The sequence below is a fragment of the Streptomyces longispororuber genome, from assembly GCF_024448165.1.
GTDB classification, from domain to species: Bacteria; Actinomycetota; Actinomycetes; order Streptomycetales; family Streptomycetaceae; genus Streptomyces; species Streptomyces longispororuber_A.
In genome coordinates this window covers 1-6,208 of the sequence record NZ_JAMOLN010000348.1, presented here as the reverse complement: position 1 = coordinate 6,208, position 6,208 = coordinate 1, and the positions used below count along the sequence as shown (strand labels likewise).

Here is a 6,208-nt window from a genome sequence, read left to right as displayed (position 1 = left end):
CTCGACGGGCCTCACCTGGACGTGTGGCGCGCCCCCACCGACAACGACCGCGGCATGGGCGACAACTCCGTCCTGCGCACCTGGCGGGCGGCGGGCCTCGACCGGCTCGTGCCCCGCACCCTCGCGCCCGGCGTCGTCCGCCACGCCCCCGAAGGACTCCCGCACGGCCTGGTCCTGCGCCACACGTGGACCGCCGAGGGAGACGCATTGCGTCTGGCCGTCGAGATCGTCCCGGACGGCCCGTGGCGGGACCTGACGCTGCCCAGGGCCGGGATCCGCTTCACTCTGCCCGGCACGCTCCAGCGGGTGCGCTGGTACGGCAAGGGTCCGGGGGAGGCCTACCCGGACAGTGAACAGGCCGCGCGGGTGGGCCTGTTCACCTCGGACCTCGCCGGGCTCCAGACGCCCTACGTCGTGCCCCAGGAGAACGGCCGCCGCGCCGCCGTGCGCTGGGCCGAACTCACCGACCCGACGACCGGGACCGGGCTGCGCGTCGAGGCCGCGGACCCGGACCGGCCCTTCGGCCTCACCGTCCGCCCCTGGAGCACCGAGGCCCTCGAAGCCGCCGCGCACCCCTGCGAACTCGCCCCCGACGGCCAGGTCCATCTGCACATCGACGTCGGCCAGTACGGCCTCGGCAGTGCCTCCTGTGGCCCGGGCCCCCTGGAGGAGCATCAACTGCGGCCCTCCGGCCGGTCGTTCGCCCTGCTGCTGCGCTCCGTCGCCCCCGGGGGCACGCCGTGACCGGACCGCGCGCACAGCACCCGGACATCCCACGGACCGAGGTCCAGCGCCTCACCGGCTGCCACGTGCTCGGTACCGAGCACGTCCCGGACCGCTTCCGGCACCGTGATCCGAGTCGGCTGCCAGCTCCAGTTGTGCACGAACCACAGCCGGGCACCCTCGGAGTTGCGGGCGGAGGTGACCGTCACCGACGCGGGCAGCGGCTCCCACGGCGCACGCCGCGTCGCCCCGCCCGCCACGGACGCCGCCAGGGCCCGCGCCGACTCCGCGTCCGGCAGCGTCCCCACCCAGGTCACCCGTCCCCGCCCGTGCTCGCGCACGGTCGCCGCGGGCCACTGCCCGAAGTGCGGATGCCGGTAGTGGGCCAGCGGCCGCGCCCCCTCCTCGACGAGCGCGTCCGCCCACCCCTCGGCATGCGCGCCGGGGCCCAGGTCCAGTTCCGATGTCCCCGCCAGCGGCAGCGGCCCGGTCAGGTTCGCGTACTCCTCGCAGCGCACCCCGGCCACCTTCCGCAGCAGCCCGGGCGCCACCATGGAGCGTGCCCGTGCCTCCTCGTCGGCGTACCCGGTACGGAAGGTCAGCACGAGGTGCCCGCCGGAGCGCGCGTAGCCGCCGAGGAGCGTCAGCGTCTCGTCGTCGGCGACGTACAGGGCCGGCACCACCAGGACGCGCGGCACCTCACCCGCCCCGGTCAGGAGCCGGTGCAGCTGGTCCGGCGAGACGACGCGGGCCTGCACGCCCGCGTCGAAGAAGGCCTGGTAGAAAGCCCCGAAGATGCGGCCGTACGAGCCCGGGTCCGGCGCCGACGTGCCGGGGCGCGCCAGCGGCGGCTGGCACTGCATCGCCCAGTCGCTGTCGACCGACCGCACGAACACGGCGTCCGCGTCCGGTACGAGCCCGGTCAGCTCCAGGCCCGCCGCCTCGAACTCCCGCGCCGTCCGCGCCACTTCGTCGTGGACCCGGCCGGGTTCGTAGCCGTGGCCGAGGACGCCGCCCCAGTACGTCTCCGCGCCGAAGGGCAGCGAGTGCCAGTGCCAGTACTGGACGAGGCGGGCGCCCCGCGCCGCGAGTGCCCAGGCGGCCTGGCGCAACTGGCCCGCGTACGGCGGATGGTTGGAGTGCGAGCCGCCGATGGACGTCGCATTGGTCTCCGTCACGAGGAACGGCTCCTGGCGTGCGCCCCACAGCCGGTCCGCCGACTGGTACAGCTGCCACACGCCCTGCCCGAACCAGCCGCCCTCGTGCCGGCGTCCCGGGTCCGGCAGCGCCAGCTCGTCCTGCGCGGCGTAGTAGACGTTGCCGGCCGTCACGTCGAGCGGTGCGCACACCGCCTCCTCGTCGACGGCGGGCCGGGTCACCGCCAGGCACGTCGTCACGTACTGGCCGGGGCGCGCGAGACGGCGCACGATGCCCGCCTGCCAGGCGACGAACTCCGCTGTCAGTTCGGCCTGGTGGCGCCGCCACGCCAGGTCGTACGACGGCGTCGTGTCGCCCCGCGGCTCCCACAACTCGTCCCACGACGACAGGCGGTGCGACCAATAGGTCAGACCCCACGCCTCGTTGAGCGCCGACACCGTGCCGTACCGCTCCTTGAGGCGCGCCACGAACGACGTGAACACGCCCTGGTTGTGCAGGAGGTGGAGCCCCGGCTCGTTGTCCACCTGGAAGCCGACGACCGCCGGGTGCCCGGCGTGCGCGCCCACGATCCGCCGCACGACTCGCTCGGCATACCGACGGAACACCGGATGCGTGAAGTCGACTTCCTGCCGGCCGCCCCACGGCACCCGGGAGCCGTCCGCGCGGACCGCCGCGATCTCCGGGTGGGCCCGCTGCAGCCACGGCGGCACCGCGTACGTGGGCGTTCCCAGCAGCACCCGAATACCTCGCCGGTGCGCGCCGTCCAGGACCGGCACGATCCAGTCGAGGTCGAAGCGGCCCTCGGACGGTTCCCAGGTGGACCAGACGGACTCGCCGACCCGGATCAGCGAGAGCCCCGTCCCGGCGATCAGATCGAGGTCGAGGTCCAGACGGTCGGGCGGACCGTACTCGAAGTAGTACGCGGTGCCGACCCGCGCCCGGTCCGCATCCTCCACCGCAGAGTGCCGCTCAGAGTTCGACATGCCCAGAAGGTGGCATGCCACCCCGGCCCGGTCAATCCGGCCGACATCACAACCGCCTTACGGCGAAGGGGAGTTGCGTGAGCATCGACGAACTGAGCGAGCCGACGGACGCGACCGGCGCCCGCTACACGCCCGACTGGGCGTCGCTGCGCCGCCATCACGTGCCCGACTGGTTCCGCGACGCCAAACTCGGCATCTGGGCCCACTGGGGACCACAGTCCGCCGCCCGCCGCGGCGACTGGTACGCCCGCCACCTCTACGGCCCCTACGCGGGAACCGAGGACTTCGAACGCGACCGCACGGCCCGCCAGACCGCGCACCACCGCGCCCACTACGGGCACCCCTCCCGCTTCGGCCACAAGGACCTCTGCCACACCTGGCGCGCCGAACGCTTCGACCCCGACGCCCTGATGGACCGCTTCCGCCGCGCCGGAGCCCGCTACTTCGTCTCCCTCGCCGCCCACTGCGACAACTTCGACCTGTGGGACTCGACCCGGCAGCCGTGGAACGCGGTGAACGTCGGACCCGGCACGGACGTCGTCGCCCGCTGGGAGGCCGCCGCCCGCGCCGCCGGGCTGCGCTTCGGCGTCAGCATGCACGCCGGATCGTGGACCTGGCGCTGGCTCGACGCCGCGTTCGGCCAGGACGCCGACGGGCCCTACGACGGGCATCTCACCGCCGCCGACGGGCACGGCACCTGGTGGGAGGGGCTCGACCCGCGCGCCCTGTACGGTCCGCCGCGCCGGCCCGGCGACACCCCCACCACGGCGTTCGTCGAGGACTTCTACGCCCGGCTCGCCGAGGTCACCGAACGGTACGGCGCGGAACTGGTGTACCTCGACGACTCCCGGCTCCCCTTCGACGACGGCAGCGTCTGCGAGGCGGCGCCGGCCGACCGGGCCCGCGGCCTGGACTTCCTCGCCGCCTACTACAACCGCACCCCAGAAGGCGCCATCAGCATCAAGACCGTCGCCGACGCGGACCGCGGCGCCGTCCTCCTCGACGTCGAACGCCACCAGCTCGGCGGCCTCGACCCGTACCCGTGGCAGTACGACACCAGCATCGGCGACTGGTTCCACAACGACGGCGAGACCTACAAGTCCGCACAGGAGATCGTCCACCTCCTCGTCGACACCGTCAGCAAGAACGGCTGCCTCCTGCTGAACGTGCCCCAACTGCCCGACGGCACCATCGACGACGAGGTCAGTCACGTCCTCGACTCGCTCGGCGCCTGGCTGCGCACCTGCGGCGAAGCGATCTACGGCACCCGCCCCTGGACCGTGTACGGCGAAGGCCCCACCAACGTCTCCGGCGAACGCTCCCGCGAGGCCAGGCTCGACTACACCGCACGGGACCTCCGCTTCACCCGGGCCGCCGACCCGGGCGTCGTGTACGCCTTCGTCATGTCCTGGCCCGACGACCGCAAGGTCCGCATCCGCAGCCTCGACACCACCCCCGCCACCGTCACCCTGCTGGGTTCACCGGAACCCGTCACCTGGCGCGGCGGACCCGACGGCCTGGAGGTGCGCCTGCCCGACCGGCCGCCCACCCCCTACGTCCAGGTCCTGCGCCTCGCCTATTCCTGAGAGGTGTCCATGAGCCCCGCCCTCACCACCCCCGTCGTCATCGAACACCTCCGCGACGCCCTCGGCATCGGTACGGCGGCGCCCCGACTGACCTGGCGCACCGAGACAGACGAACCCGACTGGACCCAGAGCGCCCATCGGATCAGGGTGACGGATCCCGGCGGACGGCTCCTCACCGACACCGGACGCGTCCCGAGCGCCGAATCCGTCCTGGTGCCGTGGCCCGGCCCGCCGCTCGCCTCCCGGCAGCGCGTCACCGTCAGCGTCCGCGTATGGGGCGGTGCGCGCGACGAACCGGCCGACTGGTCCGCGCCCGTGACGGTGGAGGCAGGTCTCCTCCACCCGGGGGACTGGACCGCCCGCCCCGTCACCCCCGACACGACCGCACCCCAGGGACCGCTCCCCGTCGCCCTGGTGAGGAAGGCCTTCACCGTCACCGAGCCGGTGGCGGCGGCCCGCCTGTACAGCACCGCGTACGGCGTGTACGAGGCCGAACTCAACGGGCGACGTGTCGGTGACGAGGTCCTCGAACCCGGCTGGACCTCCTACCGCCACCGTCTGCGCTACCGCACCCACGACGTCACCGCACTGCTCCGCTCCGGCGAGAACGTCATCGGCGCGCTCCTCGGCGAGGGCTGGTACACCGGCCGCCTCGGCTGGGACGGCGGCCGGCGCGACCGCTACGGCCCGCACCGCGCCCTCCTCGCCCAACTGGAGATCCACCACACCGACGGCAGCACCACTACCGTCGCGACGGACGGCACCTGGCACTGGACCACCGGCCCCCTGCTCCGCTCCGAGCTGTACGACGGGGAGGAGTACGACGCGCGGCGCGAGCGCTCCGGCTGGTCGAGCCCCGGACACGACGACGACCACGACTGGCATCCCGTGCGCGAACTTCCGCCTCCGACGGCCGAGTTGGTGGCTCCCACCGGGCCACCGACGCGGCGCACCGAGACCGTCGCCGTCCGGGCGGTGCACACGACACCGTCCGGGCGGACCGTCCTCGACTTCGGCCAGAACCTCGTCGGCCGGCTGCGCATCCGCGTCACCGGACCCGCCGGACACACCGTCACCCTGCGCCACGCCGAAGTCCTCGAAGGCGGCGAGCTCGCCCGCCGCCCCCTGCGCGGCGCCGCCGCCACCGACACCTACACCCTGCGCGGCGGACCGGAACCCGAGACCTACGAGCCGCGATTCACCTTCCACGGCTTCCGCTACGCCGAGATCGACGCCTGGCCCGGCCCGCTCGACCCCGCCTGCGTCGAGGCCGTCGTGCTCCACACCGACCTGGAGCGCACCGGCTGGTTCGAGAGCAGCGACCCGCTGCTGAACCGGCTCCACGAGAACGTCGTGCACTCCCAGCGCGGCAACTTCCTCGACCTGCCCACCGACTGCCCGCAACGCGACGAACGGCTCGGCTGGACCGGCGACATCGCCGTCTTCGCCCCCACCGCCGCCTTCCTCCACGACTGCTCAGGCATGCTCGCCGGCTGGCTGCGCGACCTCGCCGCCGAGCAACTCGCCCGCTCCGACCGGTCCGTGCCCCTCGTCGTCCCCGACATACTCGACCCGCCCATGGCCGACGGCGCCCACGCCCTGTGGGGCGACGCCGCCGTCCTCGTGCCCTGGGCCCTGTACCGGGCGAGCGGGGACCTGCAGCTGCTGAGCACCCAGCTACCGTCCATGACCGCCTGGTCGGCGAAGGTCGCCGAGCGCATCGAGGCGGGCGGCGGACTGTGGCGCGACCGCGGTCAG

At 73.7% G+C, this 6,208-nt stretch carries 4 protein-coding genes; 3 read left to right on the top strand and 1 reads right to left on the bottom strand.

All coding sequences use genetic code 11. The features are described from left to right. The coding region (locus tag M4J07_RS46160) for a beta-galactosidase small subunit (protein ID WP_255983084.1) at positions 1 to 744 on the top strand (744 nt) is incomplete at its 5' end. On the opposite strand, the gene M4J07_RS46155 is transcribed toward M4J07_RS46160, so the two are convergent. Further along, a complete protein-coding gene (locus M4J07_RS46155) occupies positions 675 to 2,864 on the bottom strand; it encodes a beta-galactosidase (RefSeq protein ID WP_255983082.1) in 2,190 nt (729 codons plus the stop codon). The genes M4J07_RS46160 and M4J07_RS46155 overlap by 70 nt on opposite strands. Positions 2,865 to 2,941: 77 nt before the next feature. Between M4J07_RS46155 and M4J07_RS46150 the strand changes: the two genes are divergently transcribed. Together M4J07_RS46150 and M4J07_RS46145 are read left to right on the top strand one after the other, a co-directional pair. Then, on the top strand, positions 2,942 to 4,450 hold the full coding sequence (locus M4J07_RS46150; protein ID WP_255983080.1) for an alpha-L-fucosidase: 1,509 nt from the start codon (positions 2,942 to 2,944) through the stop codon (positions 4,448 to 4,450). Between the two features lie 9 nt (positions 4,451 to 4,459). Next, on the top strand, positions 4,460 to 6,208 hold a 1,749-nt coding region (locus tag M4J07_RS46145; RefSeq protein WP_255983078.1), incomplete at its 3' end, for a family 78 glycoside hydrolase catalytic domain.